25 protein-coding genes are annotated in these 25,137 nt (G+C 64.0%); 21 read left to right on the top strand and 4 right to left on the bottom strand.

Annotation, left to right across the window (positions count from 1 at the left end; translation table 11 throughout):
- The first annotated feature begins 23 nt into the window (after nt 1-23).
- From AC0L27_RS34720 to AC0L27_RS34655, 14 genes are all read left to right on the top strand, one after another.
- Nucleotides 24-1,022, top strand: a complete 999-nt coding sequence (locus AC0L27_RS34720) for an MBL fold metallo-hydrolase (RefSeq protein ID WP_354059132.1) — start codon at nt 24-26, stop codon at nt 1,020-1,022.
- 177 nt (nt 1,023-1,199) lie between these two features.
- Complete coding sequence (locus AC0L27_RS34715) at nt 1,200-1,751, top strand: NADPH-dependent FMN reductase (RefSeq protein ID WP_354209823.1); 552 nt, start codon at nt 1,200-1,202, stop codon at nt 1,749-1,751.
- A gap of 238 nt (nt 1,752-1,989) precedes the next feature.
- Nucleotides 1,990-2,307 carry an FtsB family cell division protein gene (locus tag AC0L27_RS34710; protein ID WP_007590617.1) on the top strand — a complete coding sequence of 106 codons (318 nt, stop codon included), beginning with the start codon at nt 1,990-1,992 and terminating at the stop codon, nt 2,305-2,307.
- A gap of 148 nt (nt 2,308-2,455) precedes the next feature.
- Entirely contained in the window at nt 2,456-3,418 is a 963-nt protein-coding gene (locus AC0L27_RS34705; protein ID WP_354209822.1) for a helix-turn-helix domain-containing protein, read from the top strand.
- A gap of 295 nt (nt 3,419-3,713) precedes the next feature.
- A complete protein-coding gene (gene adh / locus AC0L27_RS34700; protein ID WP_354255361.1) occupies nt 3,714-5,231 on the top strand; it encodes an aldehyde dehydrogenase in 1,518 nt (505 codons plus the stop codon).
- A 272-nt stretch (nt 5,232-5,503) separates the two neighbouring features.
- On the top strand, nt 5,504-6,526 hold the full coding sequence (gene pdhA / locus AC0L27_RS34695) for a pyruvate dehydrogenase (acetyl-transferring) E1 component subunit alpha (protein WP_354209820.1): 1,023 nt from the start codon (nt 5,504-5,506) through the stop codon (nt 6,524-6,526).
- Nucleotides 6,527-6,555: 29 nt separating this feature from the next.
- A complete protein-coding gene (locus AC0L27_RS34690; RefSeq protein WP_354209819.1) occupies nt 6,556-7,944 on the top strand; it encodes a pyruvate dehydrogenase complex E1 component subunit beta in 1,389 nt (462 codons plus the stop codon).
- Nucleotides 7,945-7,947: 3 nt separating this feature from the next.
- Nucleotides 7,948-8,250 (top strand): DUF5076 domain-containing protein, encoded by a 303-nt coding sequence (locus AC0L27_RS34685; RefSeq protein WP_007590623.1) that lies wholly within the window; start codon nt 7,948-7,950, stop codon nt 8,248-8,250.
- A gap of 2 nt (nt 8,251-8,252) precedes the next feature.
- Nucleotides 8,253-8,705 (top strand): nucleoside deaminase, encoded by a 453-nt coding sequence (locus AC0L27_RS34680; RefSeq protein WP_275171227.1) that lies wholly within the window; start codon nt 8,253-8,255, stop codon nt 8,703-8,705.
- A 62-nt stretch (nt 8,706-8,767) separates the two neighbouring features.
- The gene (locus AC0L27_RS34675; RefSeq protein ID WP_354209818.1) at nt 8,768-10,117 is read left to right on the top strand and encodes a pyruvate dehydrogenase complex dihydrolipoamide acetyltransferase; all 1,350 of its coding nucleotides are present in this window, start codon (nt 8,768-8,770) and stop codon (nt 10,115-10,117) included.
- Between the two features lie 48 nt (nt 10,118-10,165).
- Nucleotides 10,166-10,372 carry a hypothetical protein gene (locus AC0L27_RS34670; protein WP_275171225.1) on the top strand — a complete coding sequence of 69 codons (207 nt, stop codon included), beginning with the start codon at nt 10,166-10,168 and terminating at the stop codon, nt 10,370-10,372.
- 17 nt (nt 10,373-10,389) lie between these two features.
- Nucleotides 10,390-11,808, top strand: a complete 1,419-nt coding sequence (gene lpdA / locus AC0L27_RS34665; protein ID WP_354209817.1) for a dihydrolipoyl dehydrogenase — start codon at nt 10,390-10,392, stop codon at nt 11,806-11,808.
- Nucleotides 11,809-11,931: 123 nt separating this feature from the next.
- Nucleotides 11,932-13,173, top strand: a complete 1,242-nt coding sequence (locus AC0L27_RS34660) for a threonine synthase (RefSeq protein ID WP_354209816.1) — start codon at nt 11,932-11,934, stop codon at nt 13,171-13,173.
- Between the two features lie 87 nt (nt 13,174-13,260).
- The gene (locus AC0L27_RS34655) at nt 13,261-14,229 is read left to right on the top strand and encodes a tripartite tricarboxylate transporter substrate binding protein BugD (protein WP_354209815.1); all 969 of its coding nucleotides are present in this window, start codon (nt 13,261-13,263) and stop codon (nt 14,227-14,229) included.
- Nucleotides 14,230-14,260: 31 nt separating this feature from the next.
- Here AC0L27_RS34655 and AC0L27_RS34650 read toward each other — a convergent pair whose 3' ends face one another.
- From AC0L27_RS34650 to AC0L27_RS34640, 3 genes are all read right to left on the bottom strand, one after another.
- A complete protein-coding gene (locus AC0L27_RS34650) occupies nt 14,261-14,647 on the bottom strand; it encodes a response regulator transcription factor (protein ID WP_354209814.1) in 387 nt (128 codons plus the stop codon).
- 85 nt (nt 14,648-14,732) lie between these two features.
- Entirely contained in the window at nt 14,733-15,404 is a 672-nt protein-coding gene (locus tag AC0L27_RS34645) for a response regulator transcription factor (RefSeq protein WP_354209813.1), read from the bottom strand.
- Complete coding sequence (locus AC0L27_RS34640; protein ID WP_354209812.1) at nt 15,401-17,836, bottom strand: PAS domain S-box protein; 2,436 nt, start codon at nt 17,834-17,836, stop codon at nt 15,401-15,403. The genes AC0L27_RS34645 and AC0L27_RS34640 overlap by 4 nt, the downstream gene beginning before the upstream one ends.
- Before the next feature lie 727 nt (nt 17,837-18,563).
- Between AC0L27_RS34640 and AC0L27_RS34635 the strand changes: the two genes are divergently transcribed.
- From AC0L27_RS34635 to AC0L27_RS34625, 3 genes are read left to right on the top strand one after another with little or no spacing between them, the layout of a single operon-like run.
- Nucleotides 18,564-18,935 carry a hypothetical protein gene (locus AC0L27_RS34635; RefSeq protein ID WP_275171219.1) on the top strand — a complete coding sequence of 124 codons (372 nt, stop codon included), beginning with the start codon at nt 18,564-18,566 and terminating at the stop codon, nt 18,933-18,935.
- On the top strand, nt 18,932-19,120 hold the full coding sequence (locus tag AC0L27_RS34630; RefSeq protein ID WP_007590634.1) for a hypothetical protein: 189 nt from the start codon (nt 18,932-18,934) through the stop codon (nt 19,118-19,120). The genes AC0L27_RS34635 and AC0L27_RS34630 overlap by 4 nt, the downstream gene beginning before the upstream one ends.
- 57 nt (nt 19,121-19,177) lie before the next feature.
- On the top strand, nt 19,178-19,477 hold the full coding sequence (locus AC0L27_RS34625; RefSeq protein ID WP_354209811.1) for a hypothetical protein: 300 nt from the start codon (nt 19,178-19,180) through the stop codon (nt 19,475-19,477).
- 92 nt (nt 19,478-19,569) lie between these two features.
- Here AC0L27_RS34625 and AC0L27_RS34620 read toward each other — a convergent pair whose 3' ends face one another.
- A complete protein-coding gene (locus AC0L27_RS34620) occupies nt 19,570-21,759 on the bottom strand; it encodes a lytic transglycosylase domain-containing protein (RefSeq protein WP_354209810.1) in 2,190 nt (729 codons plus the stop codon).
- A gap of 322 nt (nt 21,760-22,081) precedes the next feature.
- On the opposite strand from AC0L27_RS34620, the gene AC0L27_RS34615 reads away from it, so the two are divergent.
- The 4 genes from AC0L27_RS34615 to AC0L27_RS34600 all read left to right on the top strand — a co-directional run bounded on the left by AC0L27_RS34615 (nt 22,082) and on the right by AC0L27_RS34600 (nt 24,831).
- Complete coding sequence (locus AC0L27_RS34615) at nt 22,082-23,818, top strand: adenylate/guanylate cyclase domain-containing protein (RefSeq protein WP_354209809.1); 1,737 nt, start codon at nt 22,082-22,084, stop codon at nt 23,816-23,818.
- A 105-nt stretch (nt 23,819-23,923) separates the two neighbouring features.
- Entirely contained in the window at nt 23,924-24,100 is a 177-nt protein-coding gene (locus AC0L27_RS34610) for a hypothetical protein (RefSeq protein WP_007590638.1), read from the top strand.
- A gap of 170 nt (nt 24,101-24,270) precedes the next feature.
- Nucleotides 24,271-24,462, top strand: a complete 192-nt coding sequence (locus tag AC0L27_RS34605; RefSeq protein ID WP_354209807.1) for a hypothetical protein — start codon at nt 24,271-24,273, stop codon at nt 24,460-24,462.
- A 111-nt stretch (nt 24,463-24,573) separates the two neighbouring features.
- Nucleotides 24,574-24,831, top strand: coding sequence for a hypothetical protein (locus AC0L27_RS34600; protein ID WP_275171214.1), 258 nt, complete (start codon nt 24,574-24,576; stop codon nt 24,829-24,831).
- Nucleotides 24,832-25,137 lie beyond the last annotated feature (306 nt).

Raw genomic sequence — 25,137 nt, 5'->3', positions numbered from 1 at the left:
CGGGGCGCTCAGAAGGGGACCTCATGACCGATCTTAATCGCCGCCATTTGCTTGCAGGCGCCGCCGCCTTCGGTGCGGCTGCCGTGACCGGCTTTGGGCCGACCGCCGCCAATGCCTCGGTGCCGCAAGCCGGCACACAGGCGCCTGGCTTCTACCGCTACAAGGTCGGCAGCTACGAGTGCACCTCGATCAATGACGGTGCGCGCACGTTCCCGATGCCGGACAAGTTCGTCGTCAACGCGCCGAAGGAGGAAGCGCTGGCCGCGGGCGAGGCGGCCTACATGCCGAAGGGCATGGTCACGGTGCCGTTCAACCCGCAGCTCATCAACACCGGCTCCAAGCTCGTGCTGATCGATACCGGCAACGGTGTCGCCAATCTCGAGCCCAGCAAGGGTGCGGTCGGCCGCACGCTGCAGAACCTCCAGGCCGCCGGCGTCGACCCCAAGAGCATCGACGTCGTGCTGCTCTCGCATCTGCATCCCGACCACACCAACGGCATTCGTCTCGCCGACGGCGCGCTTGCCTTCCCCAATGCGGAGATCATGGTGCCCGGCAAGGACTGGGAGTTCTGGACCAGCGAGGACAACGCCGCCAAGGCCGAGTCGAACGGGATGATGAAGAACTACTTCGCCAACGTGAAGAAGACCTTTGCTGGCCTCGAATCCAAGGTCACGAAGTACGAGTGGGGCAAGGAGGTCGCGCCGGGCATCACGTCGATCGCGACGCCCGGCCACACCCCCGGGCACACCTCGTTCGCGGTCGCCTCTGGCGATGCCAAGGTGCTGATCCAGTCCGACGTCACCAACATCCCGGAGTTCTTCCTGCGCAATCCGGACTGGCATGTGGTGTTCGACACCGATGCTGCGCTGGCGCAGGAGACCCGCCACAAATTCTACGACATGGCGGCGGCCGAGAAGGCGACCGTGATCGGCTTCCACTTCACCTTCCCCTCGGTCGGCCATGTCGAGAAGGACGGCGCCAAATATCGCCTGATCCCGTCGGCATGGAATCCGACGATCTGAGCCGATTTGCAGATTTGTACCAAGGAATCAGGCCGCCACTTGGCGGCCTGATTGTTGGGGCGACCGTTCAGAAACGCAGCGTTTCCAAATCCGACCGGTTCCATGCACTTGCATCCATCACTCGGGATCGCTTAAGTGCCGACCCGGCACTCCCGCTGAAGATTTCGAGGACACTCCATGGCCTACAATATCGTCACGATCGCCGGCAGCCTGCGCAAGGACAGCTTTTCGCTGAAGATCGCCAATGCGCTCGCCAAGCTCGCGCCGGCCTCGCTCAAGCTCGAGGTCGTCACGCCGGCCGGCATCTCGTTCTTCAACCAGGACCTCGAGGGCGCGCCGCCGGCCGACTGGTTGTCCTTCCGCGAAAAACTCCAGCAGTCAGACGGCGTCATCTTCGTCACGCCGGAATACAATCGCGCGATCCCGGGCGTGCTGAAGAACGCCATCGACGTCGCCTCGCGGCCCTATGGGAAGAGCTCGTTCAACGGCAAGCCGGTCGGCATCATCGCGAACTCGCCGGGCCCGCTCGGCGGCGTCAGCGCCGCCAAGACGCTGCAGAACATCCTGCCGGGGATTTCCGGCCCGATTATGCAGCAGCCCGAGGCCTATCTGAACGGGGTGGGCGATGCCTTCGATGCCGACGGCAATCTGACCAAGGAGTCCCTGAAGCCCGTACTCCAGGCCTATATCGACGCGTTTGCGGTGCACGTGGCGAAGCATCACGGCTGAGGCTAAATCGCCCGCAGCCGCAGCTTACGGCCCTCATCCTTGAGGAGAACGCGAAGCGTTCGTCTCGAAGGATGGCTCCGGGAAATTGCGGGCCTTCATGGTTCTCGCGGCGATGCGAAGCATCGTCCGCGAGACGGCGCTTTGCGCCTTCTCACCATGAGGGTCCACTAGCGTCGCGCGCGGGGCCCAGCCGCCCGAAATTAGCACGCCCTTAACCAACCTGTCCCATCTTCCCAGGATGGTCTCCCGCGCGCGGCTGAAATCGATCCTGACCGGTCTTGCCCTCTATGCGATGGCGGCCGCCATCGTCGGCTATTTCGGCGTCAACGCTTATACCGGCAAATACGGCCTCAACGCCCGTCAGGAGCTCGACCAGGAGATCGTGGCGCTGACCAGCGAGCTGGCCCAGCTCAAGCGCGAGCGCGCCAGGAGCGAGCAACGCGTTTCGTTGCTGCGCTCCGCGAAGATCGACCCCGACATGCTGGACGAGCGGGCGCGTTTCCAGCTCGACTACGTCAATCCGCGCGATCTCGTCCGGACGATCCCGGCGAACTGACAGTTCTTCCTTGAAGGCCTGGAACCGGACTGCCGTCTTGACGGCAGCGCCGCAACCGGCTCATGGCTTGCAGCGCCATGGCCTGGGTTGACGCAGATCAACCGGGCCGTGCCGGCACGCTCTAAATTGCCACCCGGAGGAAACAGTGATGAATGGGCAATTCCCCCGGCATCACGCGGCCCGTGTCGAGGCCGCCATCACGTCAGGCCAGGCGGCACGCTCGTCGCTCGTGGCCTCGTGGCGCCGTTCGTCCAGATTGCATCGTCTCGATCCCGCAGGCCGCAGCTCGCCGAACCGGCTAAGCGAAGCCGAGCTGCACCGCGCGCGCGAGCGCATCGCGCCGCTGCTTGCCGCTGCGCGAGGTGCGATGGACCGGCTCTACCAGGCGGTCGGCGCCAGCGGCTGCTGCGTGCTACTCGCCGACGGCGAAGGCGTGCCGGTCGATCGCCGCGGCACCCCGGCGGACGACGCCACATTTCAGTCCTGGGGACTCTGGACCGGCGCGCTCTGGAGCGAGGAGCATGAGGGCACCAATGGCATCGGCACCTGCCTCGTCGAGCAACGTCCGCTGACGATCGACCGCGACCAGCATTTCTTCACCCGCAACACGCTTCTGAGCTGCACCGCCGTTCCGATCTACGACCATGAGGCTGCGTTCGCGGGCGTGCTCGACGTCTCCTCCTGCCGCGCCGACCGTACCGACGTGTTTTCCAGTCTGATCGCGCTCGCGGCCGGCGAGGCGGCCAAGCGTATCGAGGCCGATCTGTTTCGCAGGGCCTTCGCCCATGCCCGGATCGTGCTGGCGCAAGGTGCGGACGGCCAGTGCGGCGGCCTCGTTGCGGTCGATGCGGACGATCTCGTGATCGGCGCGACCCGGTCCGCCCGAGCGGGACTCGGGATTGCGCCCGGCCGGGCGTTGCAGCCGATGCCCGCCGCCGATCTCCTTGGCGGCGACACCGCGCGCGACCATCTTGCCGGCGGTCAGCGCGCAGTGTTGCAGCGGGCGCTCCTGCGCGCGGGCGGCAATGTCTCGGCGGCCGCCAAGGCCCTCGGCGTCAGCCGCGCTACGCTGCACAGGAAGCTCAAGCGGTTCGAGCTGAACGCGCATTGAGCTGCTGGTAGATCCTCATGGTGAGGAGACCGCGAAGCGGTCCTCTCGAACCACAAGAGGCCCTGCTGTCATCCCCAGCCATCCTTTCGAGACCCGCGCAAGAGCGCGCTCCTCAGGATGAGGTCAGTATGTGCGGCGGCACGACGTGCAGCCTCGTCACCTGTCGCAGAACTGCGACAGGTCGGCTCAGTGATCGCTCCTATCAGGGCTGACAGAAGTCGCCTCCCGCGACATCGTTGGCGCAAGTCGCGACCACGCGACGAATTGCGCAAACAGCAAACATCGGGAGTGATCAATGAACAAGGTAGAATTCCTCAGCGTCACCAAAATTCCCTTCGCCGAACGCTACGACAATTTCATCGGCGGCAAATTCGTCGCGCCGATCTCCGGCAAGTATTTTGACAACGCCTCGCCGGTGACAGGCCAGATCGTCTGCAAGATCGCGCGCTCCGATGCGCAGGACGTCGAGGCAGCGCTCGACGCAGCGCATGCCGCGAAGGCCGCCTGGGGCCGCACCAGCGTCGCCGAGCGCGCCGCGATCCTGAACCGGATCGCCGACCGCATGGAAGACAATCTCGAGCGTCTCGCCATCGCCGAGACCTGGGACAACGGCAAGCCGATCCGCGAGACCCGCGCCGCCGACCTGCCGCTGGCGATCGACCACTTCCGTTATTTCGCCGGTGCCATCCGCGGCCAGGAAGGCAGCCTCTCCGAGATCGATCACGACACCGTCGCCTACCATTTCCACGAGCCGCTCGGCGTGGTCGGCCAGATCATTCCCTGGAACTTCCCGCTGCTGATGGCCTGCTGGAAGCTCGCGCCCGCGCTCGCCGCAGGCAATTGTATCGTGCTCAAACCGGCCGAGCAGACCCCGGCCTCGATCATGGTCTGGGCCGAAATCATCGGCGATCTGCTGCCGCCCGGCGTCCTCAACATCGTCAACGGTTTTGGCCTGGAGGCCGGCAAGCCGCTCGCGTCGAGCCCGCGCATCGCCAAGATCGCCTTCACCGGCGAGACCTCGACGGGCCGGCTGATCATGCAATATGCCAGCCAGAACCTCATTCCCGTCACGCTTGAGCTCGGCGGCAAGTCGCCCAACATCTTCTTCAGCGACGTCATCGCCGAAGACGACGACTTCTTCGACAAGGCGATTGAAGGTTTCGTCATGTTCGCGCTGAACCAGGGCGAGGTCTGCACCTGTCCGAGCCGGGCGCTGGTCCACGCCGACATCTACGACCGCTTCATGGAGCGGGCGCTGAAGCGCGTCGCCGCGATCAAGCAGGGTGATCCGCGCGCTGCCGACACCATGATCGGTGCGCAGGCTTCCGGCGAGCAGCTCGCAAAAATCCTCTCCTACATCGATATCGGCAGACAGGAGGGAGCAAAGGTGCTGGCCGGCGGCGGACGCGCCGAGCTCGGCGGCGATCTCGCCGGCGGCTTCTACGTCCAGCCGACCGTGTTCGAGGGCCACAACAAGATGCGCGTCTTCCAGGAGGAGATCTTCGGCCCCGTCGTTTCGGTCACGACCTTCAAGAGCGACGAAGAGGCGCTCGAGATCGCCAACGACACGCTCTACGGCTTGGGGGCCGGCGTCTGGAGCCGCGACGCCAACCGCTGCTATCGCTTCGGCCGGGCGATCCAGGCTGGCCGGGTCTGGACCAACTGCTACCATGCCTATCCCGCGCATGCGGCGTTCGGCGGCTACAAGCAATCGGGTGTCGGGCGCGAGACCCACAAGATGATGCTTGATCACTACCAGCAGACCAAGAATCTGCTGGTCAGCTACAGCCCGAAGAAGCTCGGCTTCTTCTGATCGGGCGGCCGGGCGGAGAGGGCGGCGCTGTTCTGCGCCGCCCATTCCAAATGTCGGGACCGCGTTTGGCTCAACGTTGCTTGACCCGGCCACGAATCTGCGAGTGCGGCGACCGTGTCGATTTGTTGCCCGATCCGCGTCAAAGATTTTGCAATATTACGATCACGTTGCAGTGCGGCATAATGAAAGTCGTGCCATGCCGCCGCGGTGCTTTCCAAGGGCGTTTGACTTGGGTTAGAGAGGGCTGAAGTTTTCTCTGACCCGGAATTCCCATGGCCGCACCCAAGAAAGCCGCCGCAAGCACTGCACAAGACAAGACCGACGGCGGTTCGCCCCCGGAATTCACCAGAGAGCAGGAGCTCAAGGCGCTCCGCGACATGCTCCTGATCCGGCGGTTCGAGGAAAAGGCCGGCCAGCTCTACGGCATGGGCGCGATCGGCGGCTTCTGTCACCTTTATATCGGCCAGGAGGCCGTGGTGGTCGGGATGCAGATGGCCCTGAAGCCGGGCGATCAGGTCATCACCGGCTATCGCGATCACGGCCATATGCTCGCCACCGGCATGGAGGCCAACGGCGTCATGGCCGAGCTCACGGGTCGTCGTGGCGGCTATTCCAAGGGCAAGGGCGGCTCCATGCACATGTTCAGCAAGGAGAAGCACTTTTACGGTGGCCACGGCATCGTCGGCGCCCAGGTCTCGCTCGGCACCGGGCTCGCTTTCGCCAATCACTATCGCGACAACGACAATGTCAGCGTTACCTATTTCGGCGACGGCGCGGCCAACCAGGGCCAGGTCTATGAGAGCTTCAACATGGCGGAGCTCTGGAAGCTGCCGGTGATCTACGTCATCGAGAACAACCGCTACGCCATGGGCACTTCGGTCTCGCGCGCCTCGGCGCAGCAGGATTTCTCCAAGCGCGGCGCCTCCTTCAACATTCCCGGCCAGCAGGTCGACGGCATGGACGTTCGCGCCGTCAAGGCTGCCGGCGACGAGGCGGCGGCGTGGTGCCGCGCCGGCAAGGGACCCTTCATCCTGGAGATGCAGACCTATCGTTATCGCGGCCACTCGATGTCCGATCCCGCAAAGTACAGAACGCGCGAGGAGGTCGAAAAAGTCCGCCACGACCAGGATCCGATCGAGCAGGTGCGCAACCGCCTGTTGGCCGCCAAGGTCAGCGAGCAGGATCTGAAGGCGATCGACGCCGAGGTGCGCGACATCGTCAACGCATCCGCCGATTTCGCCCAGCATGATTCCGAGCCGGACGCCGCCGAGCTCTGGACTGATATTTACCGCTGAACGCGCGCAAGCTTTCTCTTGGAGTCGATATGCCAATTCAAGTGCTGATGCCCGCGTTGTCGCCCACGATGGAGAAGGGCAACCTCTCCAAATGGCTGAAAAAAGAGGGTGAGACGATCAAGTCCGGCGATGTCATCGCCGAGATCGAGACCGACAAGGCGACCATGGAGGTCGAGGCGACCGATGAAGGTACGCTCGGCAAGATCCTGATCCCCGAGGGCACCGCCGACGTTGCCGTGAACACGCCGATCGCGACGATTCTCGCCGATGGCGAGAGTGCCGCCGATCTCGCCAAGGCACCGGCGCCTGCCCAGCAGCAGAAGGCCGCCGAGTCCGCAGCCCCTGCCGCCGCGAAGACCGAGGCTCCAGCTCCCAAAGCTGCGCCCGCACCGAAGGCCGTCGCAGAGCCCGACCCGGAAGTGCCCGCCGGCACCGAGATGGTGACGCAGACCATCCGCGAAGCCCTGCGCGATGCCATGGCCGAAGAGATGCGCCGCGACGCAGACGTCTTCGTGATGGGCGAAGAGGTCGCCGAATACCAAGGCGCCTACAAGGTGACGCAGGGGCTGCTTCAGGAATTCGGCGCCAAGCGCGTCATCGACACACCGATTACCGAGCACGGCTTTGCCGGCATCGGGGTCGGCGCCGCGATGAGCGGATTGAAGCCGATCGTGGAGTTCATGACCTTCAACTTTGCCATGCAGGCAATCGACCAGATCATCAACTCCGCGGCCAAGACGCTTTATATGTCCGGCGGCCAGATGGGCTGCTCGATCGTGTTCCGCGGGCCCAACGGCGCCGCTTCCCGCGTGGCCGCCCAGCACAGCCAGGATTATTCGTCCTGGTATTCGAACGTCCCGGGCCTCAAGGTCGTCGCGCCGTTCTCGGCCGCTGATTACAAAGGCCTGCTCAAGGCTGCGATCCGCGATCCCAATCCGGTGATCTTCCTCGAGAACGAAATGCTCTACGGCCACACTGGCGAGGTGCCGAAGCTCGACGATTTCGTGATTCCGATCGGCAAGGCGCGCATCGTGCGTTCCGGCAGCCATGTCACGATCATCTCGTGGTCGAACGGCATGAGCTACGCGCTGAAGGCCGCCGACGAACTCGCCAAGGATGGCATCGAGGCCGAAGTGATCGACCTGCGCACGCTGCGTCCGATGGATACCGAGACCATCGTCAATTCCGTCAAGAAGACGGGACGTGCCGTCACGGTGGAAGAGGGCTGGGCCCAGAGCGGTGTCGGCGCCGAAATCGCCGCGCGGATCATGGAGCATGCCTTCGATTATCTGGATGCGCCGGTCGCCCGCGTCTCCGGCAAGGACGTGCCGATGCCTTATGCCGCGAACCTGGAAAAGCTCGCGCTGCCTTCGGCTGCCGAAGTGGTCGAGGCCGCCAAAGCCGTCTGCTACAGGTAGAGCATGGCGGGTCCGAAAGAGCAGCCATTGCCACCCGACGTCCTCGTCCGCGATGACGCGGTCGAGATCCTGCGCGTGTTCGTGCTGGACGGCGGGCTGTCGATGGCGTTCCAGCGGGCCTTCGACGAGCCCGACATGTGGGGGCTGCTGCTCGTCGATCTCGCCCGTCACGCCGCGCGTGCCTATGCGCGCGAGAGCGAATACACCGAGGAGGACGCGCTGAACCGGATCATCGAGATGTTCCAGGCCGAGATCGAGCGTCCCACCGACACCGGCACCACGACGCCGCGCGGGAAGGGGCACTGACCGTGGCGATCGAATCCTATCATTTCGATTTCATGCTGGAGGCGATCCGCGAGGCGGAAGCCTCGATCGCGCAAGGCGGCCTGCCGATCGGCGCCGTGCTGACCCGCGAGAACAAAGTGATCGCCCGCGGCCACAACAACCGCGTGCAGGAAAAGAACGTCATCCTGCACGGCGAGATGAGCTGCCTGCGCGAGGCCGGCGTGATCTCGTTCCACGACACCGTCATGTACACCACGCTGTCGCCGTGCTCGATGTGCGCCGGCGCGCTCGCTCTGTTCAAGGTCCAACTGGTGGTCATCGGGGAATCCGTCACCTTCCCGGGCTCCAAGGACATCCTCGACAAGTTCGGCATCCCCTGGATCGATCTTGCGGACGACCGCTCCATCACCATGATGAAGAACTGGCGTTCCAATCCTGCCAATGAGCGCCTGTGGCAGGGCGACATCGGCAACTAAACCTGGTCTGTTCGTCCTCGCTCCCGGGGCCGACGTTTTGAGAAGTTCTTCGTGAGGTCAGCATGCCCATCAACATCCTGATGCCCGCTCTTTCGCCGACGATGGAGAAGGGCAACCTCGCCAAGTGGCTGAAGAAGGAAGGCGACAAGGTCAAATCCGGCGACGTCATCGCCGAGATCGAGACCGACAAGGCGACCATGGAGGTCGAGGCGATCGACGAGGGCACGATCGCCAGGATCCTCGTGCCCGAGGGCACGCAGGATGTCCCGGTCAACGACGTGATCGCGGTGCTGGCCGGCGAGGGCGAGGACGTGAAAGCGGCAGGTGCCGCCAAGCCCAGCGCTTCGGCCGCGCCTCCGAAAGCTGCTGAAGCTCCCGCGGCTGCACCGGCTCCCGCGCCTGCTGCACCCAAGGCCGCGCCGGCGCCCGCCGCCGCACCAGCGCCGCAGGCCGCAGCACCGGCTGCGCAAAGCAACGGCCATGCCGGCCGCGTGTTCTCATCGCCGCTCGCGCGACGTCTCGCCAAGGAATCCGGCCTTGATGTGTCAATGGTGACAGGCACTGGCCCGCATGGCCGCGTGGTCGCTCGCGACGTCGAGCAGGCCAAGTCTGGCAAGGGCCTGAAGGCACCCGCGGCGGCGCCGTCAGGCGCGCCCTCGACCGCGCCGACCATGTCGGACAAGCAGATCCTGTCGCTGTTCGAGCCGGGCTCCTACGAGGTCGTCCCGCATGACGGCATGCGCCGCACCATTGCCCAACGTTTAACCGCGTCGATCCAGAACGTCCCGCACTTCTACCTCACCATCGACTGCGACATCGGCAAGCTGCTTGCCGCGCGCGAGGAGATCAATGCGGCTGCTCCCAAGGACAAGGAGAAGAAGCCGCTCTACAAGATCTCGGTCAACGACTTCGTCATCAAGGCGATGGCGGTGGCGCTGCAGAAGATCCCGAATTGCAATGTGAGCTGGACCGAATCCGGCATGGTCAAGCACCACCATTCCGACGTCGGCGTCGCGGTGGCGATGCCCGGCGGCCTGATCACGCCGATTATCCGCAAGGCCGAGACCAAGACGCTGTCGACCATCTCCAACGAGATGAAGGATTTTGCGACACGCGCCCGCTCGCGCAAGCTGAAGCCCGAAGAGTACCAGGGCGGCACGACGGCCGTCTCGAACCTCGGCATGTTCGGCATCAGCCACTTCACCGCCGTGATCAATCCGCCGCATGCGACCATCCTCGCGGTCGGCACCAGCGAGGAGCGGCCTGTGGTCCGCGGCGGCAAGATCGAGATCGCGAACATGATGAGCGTGACCCTGTCCTGCGATCACCGCGCCATCGACGGCGCGCTCGGCGCCGAGCTGATCGGTGCCTTCAAGCAGCTGATCGAAAACCCCGTCATGATGATGGTGTGACCCGGGGTAGAGGGGGCAACGTTGCATGTCCGTACCCGCTGGCCATGGATGTCGCTGCTGCTTGGAACAGTCGTCGCGCTCAACCCGATTGGGCTCGATTTTCTTTACTCCGCGTTCTTTGCCGGCGAACAATTGGCACGGAACATCGCCCAGCCGATCGTGCTGATTGCCTTGGCCGTGATGGCTTTGGTGACGACGCTCGAATGGCTGGTGAGGTCTTTTCTGATCAAGCGCCGCGCCCGCGGCGCCTCTTGAGTTGAACGGGAGCCGCCATGGCCGATACATCCTTCGACATCATCATCATCGGCTCCGGTCCCGGCGGCTATGTCACCGCGATCCGGGCCGCCCAGCTCGGCTTCAAGGTGGCGATCGTCGAGAAATCCTATCTCGGCGGCATCTGCCTGAACTGGGGCTGCATCCCGACCAAGGCGCTGCTGCGCTCCGCCGAGATCTACCACTACATGCAGCACGCCAAGGACTACGGCCTGTCGGCGGACAACGTCTCGTTCGATCCGAAGGCGGTGGTGCAGCGCTCGCGCGGCGTTTCCAAGCGGCTGAATGACGGCGTCGGCTTCCTGATGAAGAAGAACAAGGTCAGCGTGATCTGGGGCGCAGCCTCGATCGACGCGCCTGGCAAGGTCACGGTGAAGAAGTCCGACGTCGAAGGGCCCAAGGGTGCGCTCGGCGAGGGCGCTTATCAGGCCAAGCACATCATCGTCGCGACTGGCGCGCGACCGCGGGTGCTGCCGGGCCTCGAACCCGACAAGAAGCTGATCTGGACCTACTTCGAAGCGATGGTCCCGGAGCGGATGCCGAAATCGCTGCTGGTGATGGGCTCGGGCGCGATCGGGATCGAGTTCGCATCTTTCTTCAAGACGATGGGCTCCGATGTCACGGTGGTCGAGGTGCTGCCGCAGATACTGCCGGTCGAGGACGCCGAGATTGCCGGTCTTGCCCGCAAGCGCCTCGAGAAGCAGGGCATCAAGATCCTCACCAACACGGGCGTGACGAAGCTCGAGAAGAAGAGCGATAGCGTGGTCGCGACGCTCGACGACGGCAAGGCGAAGCAGACCGCCGAGTTCGAGCGCGTGATCTCGGCGGTTGGCGTCGTCGGCAACATCGAGAATCTCGGTCTCGAAAAGCTCGGCGTCAAAACCGACCGCGGCTGCATCGTGATCGACGGCTACGGCAAGACCAACATTCCCGGCATCTACGCCATCGGCGACGTCGCGGGTCCCCCGATGCTGGCCCACAAGGCCGAGCATGAGGGCGTGATCTGCGTCGAGGCCATCAAGGGTCTGCATCCGCACCCTATGGACAAGCTGATGATCCCCGGCTGCACCTATTGCAACCCGCAGGTCGCATCGGTCGGTCTGACCGAAGCCAAGGCCAAGGAGAGCGGCCGCGAGATCCGCGTCGGCCGCTTCCCCTTCGTCGGCAACGGCAAGGCGATCGCGCTCGGCGAGGACCAGGGCATGGTCAAGGTGATCTTCGACAAGAAGACCGGCCAGCTGCTCGGCGCCCACATGGTGGGCGCTGAGGTGACCGAGCTGATCCAGGGCTACGTCGTCGCCATGAATCTGGAGACAACGGAAGAAGAGCTGATGCACACCGTGTTCCCGCATCCGACCCTGTCGGAGATGATGAAGGAAGCCGTGCTGGATGCGTATGGACGGGTGCTGAACATTTGATCGCCGCCGTCATTGCGAGCGCAGCGAAGCAATCCAGAGTCTTTCCGCAGCGGCAGTCTGGATTGCTTCGCTACGCTCGCCATGACGAGCAGTAGACCTGTAAAACAAGAAGGAAACCACCCCATGCACGACAACGACAACCTCACCATCGAACGCCCGACCTTCGTCACCCATCTCGAATGCGCGATGGAGGGCGATCACTACGCGGCCGATCAGGTCCACAACCTCTCCAAGGCCGGCAAGCCCCTTTTGGTCCGCTACGACCTCGCGGGCGTGAAGAAGGTGCTGACCAAGGATGCGCTCGCCCAACGCCCCGCCGACATGTGGCGTTACCGCGAGCTGCTTCCCGTGCGCAAATGCAAGGACATCGTCTCGCTCGGCGAGGTCACGACGCCGCTGATCCGCCTGCCGAAGCTTGGTGCCAAACTCGGCGGCGGCGAGATCATCGTTAAGGACGAGGGGCGGCTGCCGACCGGCTCGTTCAAGGCGCGTGGCCTCGTGATGGCGGTGTCGATGGGCAAGGCGCTCGGCATCAAGCACATGGCGATGCCGACCAACGGCAATGCCGGCGCGGCGCTCGCGGCCTACGCGACTTCCTGCGGCATCAAGACCACGATCTTCTGCCCGGCCGATACGCCGGAGGTGAACGTCAGCGAGATCGAGCTGCAGGGCGCGACCGTCTACCGCGTCAACGGCTATATCGACGATTGCGGCAAGATCGTCGGCGAGGGCAAGGCGAAAGTCGGCTGGTTCGACACCTCGACCTTGAAGGAGCCGTACCGCATCGAAGGCAAGAAGACGATGGGCCTCGAACTCGCCGAGCAGCTCGGCTGGGACGTACCCGACGTGATCTTCTATCCGACCGGCGGCGGCACCGGCCTGATCGGGATGTGGAAGGCCTTCGACGAGCTCGAGAAGATCGGCTTCATCGGCAGCAAGCGCCCGCGCATGGTCGCGGTGCAGGCCTCGGGCTGCGCGCCGATGGTGCGTGCGTACGAAGCCGGTACCGAGCATGCGACACGCTGGGAGGACGCCCACACCATCGCGTCAGGCATCCGCGTGCCGCAGGCGATCGGCGACTTCCTCATCCTGCGCGCGGTGCGCGAGAGCAAGGGCTTTGCCATTGCGGTCGACGATGACAAGATCTCTGCCGCGCTGAACGAGGTCGCGCGCGAGGAGGGGCTGCTACTTTGCCCCGAAGGCGCTGCAACCTACGCTGCCTACAAGGACAGCCTCGCCGACGGCCGCGTCAGCAAGTCCGATCGCGTCATGCTGTTCAACTGCGCCACCGGCCTGAAATACCCGTTGCCGAAGGTCGACCGCACGCTCGATCGCCACAAGCCGATCGACTATTCGCAGTTCTAGCGCGTCAATTCGCCTCTTCACGAACGATCCCTCTTCCCGTACGCGGGAAGAGACAAAAACAACAATGACATTGCTGGGGAGAAGACAATGAAAGCCGCCTGGGCTGCGCTGTTTGCTATTCTCACTGTTGCGGGCGCCGCGCGCGCCGACGACTATCCCTCGCGTCCGATCACCATCATCGTGCCCTTTGCCGCCGGCGGGCCGTCGGATGCGATGGCGCGTGTGCTCGCTGAGCGGATGCGCACGGCGCTCGGCCAGCCGCTGGTGATCGAGAACGTCACTGGCGCGGGCGGCTCGATCGGCGTCGGCCGTGCCCTGCATTCGGCCCCCGACGGCTACACGATCTCGTTCGGCCATCTCGGCACCCACGTCGCCAACGGCGCCGTCTACAAGCTCAATTACGACCTGGTCGCGGACCTGGAGCCGGTGGTGCTGCTGCCGAGCAATCCGATGATCGTCGTCAGCAAGAACGCGGTGCCCGCGACCTCGCTGAAGGAGCTGCTGGATTGGCTGAAATCGCGGCCGTCGCCGCCGACCGCGGGCACCGCGGGCGCGGGCTCGGGTAGCCACATCGCCGGGGTCTATTTCGAGAGCGTCAGCGGCCTCAAGCTGCAATACGTACCGTATCGCGGCACCGCGCCCGCGCTGAACGATCTCATCGCCGGCCAGATCGACGTCATCGTCGACCAGACCTCGAACTCCATCAACCAGGTCCGCGCCGGCACCATTCGCGCCTACGCCATCACCGATGACAAGCGCCTCGCGTCGGCGCCCGACATCCCAACGGCGGAGGAGGCGGGCCTGAAGGGGTTCAACATGACGCTCTGGTCCGGCATGTGGGTGCCGAAGGGCACGCCGAAGGCGATCGTCGCCAAACTCAATGCCGCGGCCGTGGAAGCACTGAACGATCCCGGCGTGAAGAAGCAGCTGGAAAGCCAGGGGCTGGAGATGACACCCCAGGATCAGCTCACGCCCGAGGCCCTCGGCACCCGCCAGAAGGCTGAGATCGCGAAGTGGTGGCCGATGATCAAGGCGGCGAACATCAAGGTGGATTGAGCGCCGTGTCGCAGGGCTCGGCGCCGGCGTATCATGTCTCGGTTTGATCGGAGCCGGACAGGGCCATCCGCAGACATTCAAGCAGAGCGGGCGTGGAGAACGGCTTCGCGAGAAAGCAGATAGCGCCCGCTTTCAGCGCGCGGTCGCGCACGGCATCGTCGGGAAAAGCCGTCATGAAGATGAAGGGCGTGTGGTGACCAAGGCTGCGCATGTGCGTCAAGAGCTCAAGGCCGCCCATCAACGACATCTGCACATCCGCGATCACGCAGGACGTCGTCTTCAGTTCGGCCGATTGAAGAAATTCGTCAGCGGAGCGAAAGATGTTGACCGTGTATCCCCGCGACGTCAGCAGATTATTGGTCGCAACGCGGACCGATCGATCATCGTCAATGACGGAAATGGCCAACGGGATTGACAAGATGATCGCTCCTGATCGGGGAGCCGCCGATCACGGTGCCGCACTTGGCGAAAGTGAGCCCTTGGAGCGAGCTTGAAAAGCATACTTAGGTTTGCACCTTTCCGCCCGGGCGTGAGATTCCGAGCGCCTCCACCATTCTGACGAGATCGGCCAACGACTTGGCGCCCATTTTCCGCATGATCTGCCCACGATAGATCTTGACGGTAATCTCGGCCAATCCAAGCTCGGCAGCGACCTGCTTGTTCATCAGGCCGGATGCCACCAGAGTGAGGATGTCGCGCTGGCGCGCGCTCAAAACCTCGAAGCGGGACCGCACTCCCGCGACCGACTCCTCTGCATTGCGTCGCTTGCGATCCCGTTCGATCGCGGCCCGGACCGCATCCAGCATGTCCTGGTCGCGCACCGGCTTGGTCAGAAAATCGATCGCGCCGCTCTTCATGGCCCTGACGGTCATCGGAATATCACCATGACCGGTGATGAAGATAATGGGCGTGTGAATGTTCGCCTTCGCTAGGTCCGACTGCAGGTCAAAGCCGCTTGAGCCCGGCAGGCGGATGTCGAGCACAAGGCAGCTGGGGACCGCTGGTGGCTTGGCTTCCATGATCTCCGCCGCGGAGCCGAAAGCCTCGACCTTGAGACCGACGGATTGAAAGAGGTTGGTGAGCGCACGGCGCATCGATGGATCGTCGTCGACGATCAAGACGATCGGATCGTCGGAACTCGTCTGCACCGTCGCCGCCTTGGGAATGTCGGTCACGACGTGTCCTCGATCGGCAACGGCAGGGCAATCTGGAATGTTGCTCCGCTTCCGTCATTGGGGAGGGCCGAGAGCCGGCCCGCATGAGCCTCGATGATCGATCGGCAGATCGACAGTCCCATCCCCAGCCCGCTCGGCTTTGTCGTGAAGAACGGTGTGAAGATGCGCTCCGTCGCGCTGTTGCCAAGGCCGACCCCGCGATCTGTCACGGTCAAGAGCATGCGACCTTCGCCGTGCTCGCTCACCTGGCTGGAGCGGATCGCAAGCTCGCGCGGGCGTTCCGCATTGGCGTGCATGGCTTCAATCCCGTTCATGACCAGGTTGATCAGCACCTGCTGGAGCTGGATCCGGTCGCCGCAGACTCTGGGCAGAGCGGACGCCAGCTCCATTCGCACCGACACGGCATGGGTGGCAAGCTCGCGCCGGACGAGCGCCACGGTCTCCCTGACGAGCTGGTTCATGTCGACCGGAGCCATCTCGATCTCGGTCTTTTTCGCAAGCGCTCTGATCCGGCGGATCACCTCGCTGGCGCGATTGGCGTCCTCGACGATCCATTCCACGGAACGGCGCGCGGCATTCAGGTCGGCCGGTTCGCGATCGAGCCATCCGATGCAGGCATCCGCATTGGAGATCACGGCGGCCAAGGGCTGATTGATCTCGTGGGCGATCGAGGCCGTAAGTTCGCCGAGCATCGTGACGCGCGTAACGTGAGCAAGCTCGGCTTGCGCCTTGCGCAGTGCTTCCTCGGCCTGCTCGGCGCGGATGGCCGCCGTCACGTCGCTGCTGACGCCACGATAGCCGAGAAAGTTGCCGTTCGCGTCGTGCAAGGGCTTGCCGCTGGTGCGCACGTAGATCGGAGATCCGTTGCGATCCTTGCTTCGGTAGACCAGGTCGCGAAACGGAAGGTGGGCATCGAGCGTGGCGCGATGCCGCTCCCACTTCTCTGGCTCGAGCTCGGCGTCGGGCGGAATGTCCCAACGGGCGAGGCCGATCACGCCCGTGGGCACGGGACCGGCCGTGTCGGCATGTTCCGAAATCCGTGTGATACGGTGGTCCGGCCCGCTCTCCCAAAACCAGTCCGAGGCGGTTTCGGCATAGTCGCGAAATCGCTGCTCGGACAGCTTGAGCTCGTCAAAGGCTTTTTGCAGCGCTTGTCTTGCGGCAAACTGCTCAGTGACATCGACGTGGGTGCCGATGATCTCCGTCACATCGCCGTCGCCGCCGACGACGGGATGCCCCTCCGTATGGACGTGTCGTACCGAACCGTCCGGACGCACAATCCGAAAATCAACTTCGAAAGGCTGCTTTTGCCGGATTGCCTGACGTTCCACGTCGACGATCCGCTTAAAGTCTTCGGCGAGGATCCGTTGTTGGAAAGCCTGCGCCGACAGATCAATCTGGTCCGGGTTAAATCCGAACAGGCGATAGAGTTCGGCCGATCGGTAAGCGAATTCCTGACGGCGCACGTCCCAGGCCCAGCTGCTCGTGTGGCTGAGGCGCTGGGCTTCGGTCAGATAGGCTTCGCTGCGACGCAGTCGCTGTTCGGTTTCCTTTGCCGTAGTGACGTCAGTGACCGCTCCGACAAACTCGATGTGGCCGGATCCATGTCTCACCGCGCGTGCCACGGAATGGAGATATTTGATCGATCCATCGGGCATCAGCAGGCGATATTCATGGTCGAAATCGCCGACGTCACGGAAGGCCCGATCAAGGGTCTTGCTGACCGCATTGCGATCTTCCGGATGGATGCGCTGGAAAACAAAATCGAGCGTCGGTTTGACCTGCGGGTCACGCTGGAAGATGCGAAAGGTCTCCCTGGACCAGACGGCCTCGCGGGTTGCCAGGCTCAGGCCGAAGCTGCCGGTGCGGCTCAACTCCTGCGCTTGGGCAAGGTAGGCCTCGCTCTGCCGCAGCGCATCCTCCGCCTCCTTGCGTTGGGTGATGTTTTCGCAGGCGACCAGCACGATCGGCGTGCCGTCGCCGCGCCGCATGGCCTTGGCGTTCTCACGGACCCAGAGAACCGAGCCGTCCTTCCGGATCTTGCGAATCTCCCAGGTGTGCGACTGGTCCACGGTTTCCAGGCACAGCCCGACACAGCGACGAACGAAATCGCGGTCCTCTTCGAAAAAGACGTTCAGCACAGATTGGCCGGTCAACTCGGCCGCCGTGTAGCCCAGTTGCGCGGCGCCAAATGTATTCACGTTGAGCACCGTTCCGGCCGGATCGACCATGAAATACATGACCGGATTGTGCTCGAACACTTGTCGCCATTGCTTCACGGCGTCGCGCAGGTCGGCATTGTCCTGCCGCCAGCCTTCTCCAGTCGCGGGCTCGTCTTTCGCCGCATTGCCGAGAGATCGAAGCGCCGCAAGGCCGCCGAGCAGGAATTGCGCGGCCGAATTCCCTAGTTTTGCGATCTGGCCAGGCATCATCGCAAGCGTCCCGGCCCGCGTGGGGCAGGGGCGAGTAGAGCACTTTGCGACAGCAGGGGCAATTCCCTGATCAAAGCAGGATTCCGCATCGAAAGTTCGCGGGCTCCGTGCAGCTTGCCAGCGTTGCGCCGTCTCGTTGCGAGCGGACGAAACTCCGGTAAATCACCGGACAAACCTATGTATAGGTCGCGCAATCCTAGTCATACGCTGCATTTACCTCCGTACAATTGAGCGGCCCGTCACATGGGGACTAGTCTCACCGGCAATCCAGTGGTGTCGATCGCGACGCATGAACAGTCGAGTAGCGCGGCGTCGTGCACTCAAGAGGCCAGCTTGCCGATGATGTGGCTGGTCACGATTGAGAAGCCGCATTTCGTCGACGAACGTGATGATTGTGCATCAGCGCCCGTGGGGATCCTCGACCGCCAGAGGCGCCCATCAGAGGCCAGGAGGAGAGGTCATGTGCGATAAGCCCGAACACTCCGAGCGCCCTTCCGCCGCAAAAAGCTGCGCCGTCTGCAGCGGGAAGTTCGGCCTGATCCGGTATTATTCCTGGCGAGCGCCGCTTTGCTCCCGGAAATGTCTCGATCGCTTCAGGGCGCGCCGCGAACGCGATCGCCGATGGCTGTTTCGGTCCCAGGCGGCGTAAGCACCAGTCACCGGATCCGCTGCGTTCGGCAATTCTGTATCGGGAGGCTGCGCGTTGAACCGTAGTTGCAAGCTCCTCTTGGCGATCACGCTGCCGCTTTCGTTGATGACGGGAGCGGAGGCGGACGAGGCCGGACAGGATGGCGCACATCGTCGTCATCCGCCTCGGGATCTGCTGCTGCACGAGCAGTTCTATTCGAGTTGGCACATGCCGGACAATCCGGTGCTGACTTGCTGCAACAACGCCGACTGCTACCCGACCGAGATACGGCGAGTCGAGGGGAGCATCTACGCGCTGCGCCGGGAAGACGGGAAATACATCCTCATTCCGCCTCAGAAGGTCGAGCGAAACAGGGATAATCCCGACGGCCGCAACCATCTTTGCGCGCCGCCGCCGTCCGCCTCTCTCGTCGACACAGTCTACTGCTTTGCGCTCGGAGGTGCCACATGAGGTTCATATTGGTGAACGGCAGGACCCCTTTCCGCAAAACGTTCTGCCTCTGGTGCTGCGAGGAGATCAGCGGCGGCTATCTGCGCGATGCGAAGACGCTGCTGCCCTACTGCGGCTACGAGTGTTACGCGCTTCATGGCGAAGCTGCGCCGCTGATCGAGGGGCGCACACGAGCGGCGTCTTGAGCGGAGAGGAGAGCGAAACGGGCGGTGGATCTGCCGTCCGGGTGAGAGGACATCGCGATGAGATTCATGCTCGTCAATCAGGAAGGGCCTCGCCACGGCGGTACCTGCAGCGCGTGCGCGCAGCCGCTGGGCGCGAGTTACGTCCGCCATGTGCCCGCTGAGCGGCGGTACTGCGACTATGATTGCTACCGTCGATATCAGCAGACAACGGCGGAAATGCTCTGGCCTTACCGCAGTTCGCTCGAAGCGATCACGGTGTCGAGCTGGAACTGGATACTGCAGACGGGCGCGCTCTCGCGCTCGCTGACGGAAGCATTTCTGCGCGCGTACGAACCCTCTGACCACGGAAGGAGGTGACGGCTCGCCAAACGATGCGGACCCCGCGCAGAGAGGTCGGTCGCAGTCACTGCATCCAGCTTCACGCCGCGTCCAGCCCCGGCGTCGCGAAGCTAGGGCGCGGCGGCTGCGGCCGATGCCGTCGGCATCGCGCCCACGTTCGGCGTCGTAACGCGCTGTTCGGACTTCGCCGCGACGACGCTGCTGGCCTCAAACCTCGCACGATAGACCAACACGTTCTCGATCACGCGCTGGACGTAGTTGCGCGTCTCCGACAGCGGGATGCGCTCGACCCAGTCGACCGGATCGACCTTGGGATCCCTGGGGTCGCCGCGCGCCTGCACCCATTCGCGCACGCGGCCCCGGCCGGCATTGTAGCCGGCGAAGGTCATGATCTGGTTGCCGCGGTATTCCGACATCAGCGCGCTGAGCTCGGCCGCGCCCATCTGCGTGTTGTAGACGGGATCGGAGACCATCTTGTCCCAGTCGTAGGTCAGGCCGAAGCGCTTTGCGGTGTCGCGGCCCGCTTCCGGGGTCACCTGCATCAACCCGACTGCGTTGGCGGCCGATTTGTCGCGCTGGTCGAACGAGCTTTCGGTGCGCGCCACCGAATAGATCACGCTGGGCTCGATCGCCGGCGCGACCTGCTTATGTTCAGGGATGCCGATGGTCGGGAAGGCGTAGTGATCGAGCGCGAGCCCGCGCGCCAGCGCCGACTTGCCGACCTCCAGCATCACGCGCGCATCGTTGCGCCGGCCGGCGAGCTCGCCGAGCGCTTCGAGTGCCGCCACGTCGGTACTCTCCCTGGCGAAATCCTCGGCGTAGTAAAACACCATGTCGCGCTCACCGACGCCGTACAGCATGTCGGCGGCACGTACGCGCTCGTCCGTGGGCAGCGTATCGACTGCTGCCAGCACGGGCGAGGGCGCGCGCAGCTCGATGCGGTCGAGACCGAGCCTGGCGCGGGCGAGCTGGCCGTAATAGGCGGTCGGATAGCGCGCCGCGGCCTGATAGCTCAGGCGCGCATCGGCGGTTGCGTTCATCGCCTCGGCCGTGCGGCCGCGCCAATAATGCGCGCGCGACAGCGCGATCGGGTTGGCCGAGCCTTCGTCGATCGCGGCGAAGTGCGTCATCGCCGCCTTGGGATCCTGGAGATAGCGCAGCGCGATCCAGCCGCACATGAAGTGATAGTCGACGCGATAGACTTCCATCGCGGGCACGGCCGCCGAGCGCACCAAATCATAGGCGGTTTTGAACTTGCCCTGGTCGAGCAGCTTTCGGGCGAGCAGGCGGCGCTCGCGCCACCAGGCGTCGGTGTCTTGCGCCGCCATCATATCGGGTGCGGCGGCCAGGATCACCTCGGCAGCGTCGTCGATGCGGTCATTCTGGAGATGCCATTGCGCGCGGCACAGCACATAGCCGAGGTCGCGGCGCGCCTCGGCTGAGACGTCCTCGAGATAATCCTTGGCCTTGCTGGCCTTGCCGGTGACGGCGGCGCAGGCCTTGACGATCGCGAGCGCATCCTCGCCGAGCCGCTTGGCTGCGCGCCGCGCCCCCGAATAGTCCTTGGCGCCGAGACGCTTGTCCATGCGGGCGCGATGATCCTCGGCGGTCAGGAGATCGCGGAACGCTTCGTAGGAATCTTCCTCGCTGCGCTCGGACAATTCGTCCGTGCGCCAGGCCTCGCGCACCAGACGCGCGGCCCTGTCGCTGTCGCCCTCAGTCATCAGCACGCGGGCGAGCGCGAACTTGCCCTTGGCGCTGGTCGGCCGGTCCATCGTGAATTTGTGCACGGTCGCCGCGTCGGCTTTCTCCTGCCACAGCCGCGCCTCGGCCCGGCGGCGGAGCAGCGCGCTGCTCGGCCAGTCCGGATTGGCGGCGAGGAAGGCGGCGTAGCGCTTGAAATTCGCCGTGCTCTCGGAATGGCGCAGCATGAACCAGTCGGCGAGTTTCTGTCCGGCTGGGTCGGCAATGCGGTCGCGCGCCGCACTTGCGTCTTCGGTCTTGCCCTTCCGCGCAAGATCAATGGCATCCTTCAGCGCGGCGAGGTCGCCGGTCAGCGGCGGGGCCGCCGGCTTGTCCGATGGCGCGTCGTCCTGCTTCTTCGACTTGCGCTTGGCCTCGGCATGCTTGCCGTGCCGCGCTTTGCCGGTGGAGGCGTGGCGCTGCTTGCCGGCTTTCGCCTCATGCGTCTTCTTCGGCGCGGATGATTTGTGACTGCTCTTCGCTGCCAGCTCGGTAGGGATGAAGGCCAAGGCGGCCACGGCAACGACACACGCGAGCGAGCGTAGGCACTGGTTCATTCCGTGGTCCCCCTGCGAAACCAGTACAAACCAAAGTCCGCGACGACATGCGGCTCGAGAATCAAAACGGCGTCAAAAACGGTGACACGACGTCGTTTCGCATCCTCAAGCTGTTCCAACAATGCGGCGAAATACGGATGGAGCGAGGGAACTTGTGCAACGGCGGATAGAGAAGGCTCTTAACCTCTGTTAACCATTCTGGCTCGCGCGGTGGTTGCGGGCGGCTCCTTGGCGCCACAGCGGCCTGATTGTGCGTGTTCCCTGGTCCAAATACGGTGTATTGGGGTCCATAGCCATTCCTGCAGCCCATTGCCTCACACCCATGCCCCTTTTCAATCAGTCGATCCGGCGCAAAATCGTCGGCATCGCCCTCGGATTGATCGTCCTGATGCTGGTCACCTCGATCCTGTCGATGGTGATGTCGAGCCAGGTCGGCGTCCTCCTGGACGAGCTGACCAACCGTTACATCCCGGCGTACAGCCATCTCGCCCGCGCCAATATCCGCTCGCTGGAGCGGGCGCTGGCGCTGCGGCGAATGGTCATGACCAGGATGGGATCGGCGTCGGACGAGGAGGCCTACGCGGCGCGGCTTCGCGACTTCGAAGCATTGGACCGCAAGTTCGAGGAGGAGGCCGAGACCGCGCGCAAGCTCATCAACGCCATCATCGACGACCCCAGGACCTCTTCCGACAACGCCGCGCTGGCACGGCTCGACGTTCGTATCGAGAGCGCTGTCACCGAGCTGCGGCGCAATCTGGACGAGGGCAATACGAAACTGCTCAAGCAGATCGAGGCCAAGGACATGGCCGAGGCCCGCGGCACGCTGGAACAGCTCGACTCGATGCGCGATGCGTTCAACGGGAAGGTCGACGCGATCCGCGGCGACATGCTGACGCAGGTCTTCTTCTCGACGTCGCAGGTGATCAGTCGGCAATACCAGGCGATTATCGTGTCGGGAGTCGTGACCTTGCTGGCAGCGGTGCTCGGATTTGCCTTTGCGCTCCTGGTGTCCAGCGGCATTACGCGCCCGGTGCGGCTGCTGCTCGCCGGCACCCGCGAGGTCGAGGCCGGCCGCTTCGACAAGACCATCACCGTCTCCACCCAGGACGAGATCGGCGAGCTGGCCGCAGCCTTCAACCGCATGACCGAACAGCTCAGGCATAACGAGCGCATCCGCGAGACCTTTGGCCGCTACATCGATCCCAAGGTCGTGCAGGGCCTGATCGACCGGCCGGAGGTCGCCATCGACGGCCAGCGCCGGGTCATGACCATCATGTTCTGCGACATGAGCGGCTTCACCGCGATGAGCGAGGGCATGACCCCGCGCGGCCTGGTCAGGGTGATGAACCACTATTTCACGATGATGTCCGGTCCGATCAGGAGCAACCGCGGCATCATCGACAAATATATCGGCGACGCCATCATGGCCTATTGGGGCCCGCCCTTCATCGAGGAGGACGAGCCGGCGTTGCTCGCAGGCCTTGCCGCCATCGACATGGCTGATCAGGTGCCCGCGCTGCAGAAGCAATTGCCGGATCTGCTCGGCATCCGCGCCATGCCGGCATTGTGCGATTTGCGGATTGGCATCGCGACCGGCGAGGTCCTGACCGGCAGCATCGGCTCCGAGCTGATGATGAGCTTCACCGTGATGGGCGATGCCGTGAACCTCGCCTCGCGGCTGGAGGCCGTCAACAAGACCTATGGCACGCGTATCCTCATCTCGCAGGCAACGGCGGATGCGATCGGCTCGCAGCTCGAATTGCGCGAGGTCGACCGTCTTGCGGTCGCCGGCCAGAGCGCGCCGCAAACGATCTTCGAGGTGATGGGCCGGGCAGGCGCGCTCACTGCCGCACATAAGAGCCTGCGTTCGCACTACGCCGAGGGCCTCGCCGCCTATCGCGCCCGTCGCTTCGACGAGGCCCGTGCCGCTTTCAACGCAGCACTCGAAGCCGTCCCCGGCGACGGCCCCTCGCGCGCGCTGCTCGCGCGCATTGCGCAGTTCGAGGCCAATCCGCCGGGCGAGGGCTGGGACGGCGCGTGGCGGCTTGAGCAGAAATAGCCAGCTCCGCGGGAAAAATTGATTCTACTTGATAACGATGTTCGCCGTGACCTATTTCCCGGGCTTAGGTTTGGTGTCCTTGAGGCGTTTGATGGGGACACGCCGATGACAGAACTTGAGAACAGGCTCGAACGCTTCGAGACGCTCACCGCCGAATGCGAGCTGATCGCCAGGCTTGCCACCGACAGCACCAAGCGCGAGTTTTATCTGAAGCTATCGGAGCAGTACCGCCAATTGGCGGTGGACATGCGGCAGGCCATCGCGAGCAAAGCTGCGGCCTGACGCCGGCAATCCGTTCTTAACACTTGGCGCGCATCCTCAATGCAGATGCGGGGGACGCTTACTGTGCTTCTCCGCTGAGGGAATGCCGTTGCACGTTGCGGTGCAGCGCGCCTCGCGAGATTGTTTTGTCGTGCCTCACAGGGCGATCCCATGCGCGCCTTGCGGTCATCATGTTTGGACTCATGACGGCAGCCTGCAACCAGGAGCAGGACATCACCGGCTCGACCCCGGTCTACGCGATGCGGAACTACACGTCCTTCAATCCCCGCGACATGAACCAGTGCGTCGCTGCCTGCAAGGCGTGCGACCACGGCAACACCGTCACCTGCAGCACGTCGTGCACGCTCAAGGGCGCCCACTGAGCCGCTCCGCCCCCCAATTTGGGGCCGACGGTGCCTTGACGGTGTTTTGGCACCGGAACGATTCACATGGATTAATCATTGAAGGGATGGCAGGACGCGGAGTCCTTTGGAATGGGTATGCTCGATCCCGGTCGGTTCCTGGTGTCATGCTCGCATTGCGCGGCCTGGCCGATGGCGGCCAATGTGAAACGTTCGAGCTGGTCGGCTTCGCCAAACGAGGTCCGCTTCGTGTGCCCGCGCTGCCGCCGCGAGGAGACCGCGATCATCTCCGCCTCCGGCGAGCTGACGCCGATCCGGCGCGTCGACGTCCCGCCGCGGGACGTCACCACGGCCTGGGCTCAGGCCCAGCGCGCAAGAGGGCGAGCGTAGCCCGCCCGTTCAAGGACAAGAGGGTGAGGCGCTGAGGTCGAGTCAAGGCGATGATGGAACCCAGCGCCGCAACGCGACTGCCGTCCAGACCGTTTCCGACGAACCCAAACGGCCAGGCGCCACGAAGCTGTCACGGTTGACCGTCGGGCAAAACATCTGACCAATCCTCGACACGTCAGTGTCAATGCGCATCTGCAAAAATATTCCGCTTTACCGAAATTCGGAAACGGCGTATGTGTCGCTCATCCCGGCTCATCCTTGAGGGGCGATCTTGTGGTCGTCACGTTCGCGAGCCGGGCTTGCGGT

The sequence above is a fragment of the Bradyrhizobium sp. Ken51 genome, assembly GCF_055807435.1.
This window is presented reverse-complemented; position numbering and strand designations above follow the sequence as displayed.